This window comes from Streptomyces cyaneofuscatus (genome assembly GCF_000718135.1).
Classification (GTDB): Bacteria; Actinomycetota; Actinomycetes; order Streptomycetales; family Streptomycetaceae; genus Streptomyces; species Streptomyces cyaneofuscatus.
On sequence record NZ_JOEM01000049.1, the window covers coordinates 1 to 1,882 of the forward strand.

At 69.2% G+C, this 1,882-nt stretch carries 2 protein-coding genes; both read left to right on the forward strand.

Going from position 1 to position 1,882, the window contains the following annotated elements; genetic code table 11:
• The first annotated feature begins 12 nt into the window (after positions 1-12).
• Complete coding sequence (locus IF17_RS0135665) at positions 13-798, forward strand: electron transfer flavoprotein subunit beta/FixA family protein (protein ID WP_030575355.1); 786 nt, start codon at positions 13-15, stop codon at positions 796-798.
• 60 nt (positions 799-858) lie between these two features.
• Positions 859-1,821: an electron transfer flavoprotein subunit alpha/FixB family protein gene (locus tag IF17_RS0135670; RefSeq protein ID WP_030575357.1), complete on the forward strand. Its 963-nt coding sequence runs from the start codon at positions 859-861 to the stop codon at positions 1,819-1,821.
• The last annotated feature ends 61 nt before the right edge of the window (positions 1,822-1,882 follow it).

The window sequence follows — 1,882 nt, forward strand, 5'->3', positions numbered from 1 at the left end:
AGGAGAGCCGGCGTGAGCTTGAGGATCGTTGTCTGTGTGAAGTACGTGCCCGACGCGACCGGTGACCGGCATTTCGCCGATGACCTGACGCTGGACCGTGAGGATGTCGACGGTCTGCTGTCGGAGCTGGACGAGTACGCGGTCGAGCAGGCGTTGCAGATCGCGGATGCGGCGGACGATGCGGAGATCACCGTGGTGACGGTGGGTCCGGAGGATGCCAAGGACGCGTTGCGCAAGGCGTTGTCGATGGGTGCGGACAAGGCTGTTCACGTCGAGGACGACGATCTCCACGGCACGGATGTGATCGGCACGTCGCTGGTGCTGGCGAAGGCGGTCGAGAAGACCGGCTTCGACCTGGTGATCTGCGGGATGGCTTCCACCGACGGTGTGATGGGTGTGCTGCCGGCGCTGCTGGCCGAGCGTCTGGGTGTGCCGCAGGTGACGCTGCTGTCGGAGGTGGCGGTGGACGGTGGTGTGGTGACCGGGCGCCGTGACGGTGACACCGCCTCCGAGCAGCTTGAGGCCTCGCTCCCGGCGGTGGTGTCGGTGACCGACCAGTCCGGTGAGGCGCGTTACCCGTCGTTCAAGGGGATCATGGCGGCGAAGAAGAAGCCGGTGGAGTCGCTGGATCTGGACGATCTGGGTCTGGACGCGGACGAGGTGGGTCTGGCGGGTGCGTGGACCGCGGTCGACTCCGCGACCGAGCGTCCGGCGCGGACGGCGGGCACGATCGTGAAGGACGAGGGCGAGGGCGGCAAGCAGCTCGCCGGGTTCCTCGCGGGCCAGAAGTTCATCTAGCCCGTATGTCCCTCCCCGCTGTTCCTCTCTCTCGTCATTTCTCGTCTGGAGTGCGTTGTCATGGCTGAAGTTCTTGTTCTGGTCGATCACGTGGACGGTGCGGTCCGCAAGCCCACCCTGGAGCTGCTGACCCTCGCGCGCCGTATCGGTGACCCCGTGGCCGTCGCCCTGGGTGCCGGCGCGGAGGCGGCCGCGGGTGTGCTGGGTGAGCACGGTGCGGTGAAGGTGCTGACCGCGGATGCCCCGGAGTTCGCGGACTATCTGGTGGTGCCGAAGGTCGACGCGCTGCAGGCCGCGTTCGACGCGGTCAGCCCCGCGGCGGTGCTGGTGGTGTCCTCGGCCGAGGGCAAGGAGATCGCCGCCCGTCTCGCGCTGCGGGTCGGTTCGGGGATCATCACCGACGCCACCGATCTGGAGGCCGGTGAGCAGGGTCCGGTCGCGACGCAGGCCGCGTTCGCCGCCTCGTACACGACGAAGTCCCGGGTCTCCAGGGGTGTCCCGGTCATCACGGTCAAGCCGAACTCCGCCCCCGTCGAGCCGGCCGCCGCGGCCGGTGCGGTCGAGGCCCTGACGGTGTCCTTCGGTGAGACGGCGACCGGCACGAAGGTGACCTCCCGCACGCCGCGTGAGTCGACCGGGCGCCCGGAGCTGACCGAGGCCGCGATCGTCGTCTCCGGCGGCCGTGGCGTCAACGGTGCGGAGAACTTCCCCCTCATCGAGGCCCTCGCCGACTCCCTGGGTGCTGCGGTGGGTGCGTCGCGGGCGGCGGTGGACGCGGGCTGGTACCCGCACACCTCCCAGGTCGGCCAGACCGGCAAGTCCGTCTCCCCCCAGCTCTACATCGCCTCGGGCATCTCCGGCGCGATCCAGCACCGGGCCGGGATGCAGACCTCCAAGACCATCGTCGCCATCAACAAGGACGCCGAGGCCCCGATCTTCGACCTCGTCGACTACGGCGTCGTCGGCGACCTCTTCACCGTCGTCCCCCAGCTCACCGAAGAGATCAACACCCGCAAGGGCTGAACCCCCTGAGCGACATGACTCTGGGCCGCACGGTGCACCCCACCGCGCGGCCCAGCGCCGT

What these genes read in the sequence shown, in the direction of transcription:
- IF17_RS0135670 (WP_030575357.1), top strand. Translation starts at nt 859, where the DNA reads ATGGCTGAAGTTCTTGTTCTGGTCGATCACGTGGACGGTGCGGTCCGC.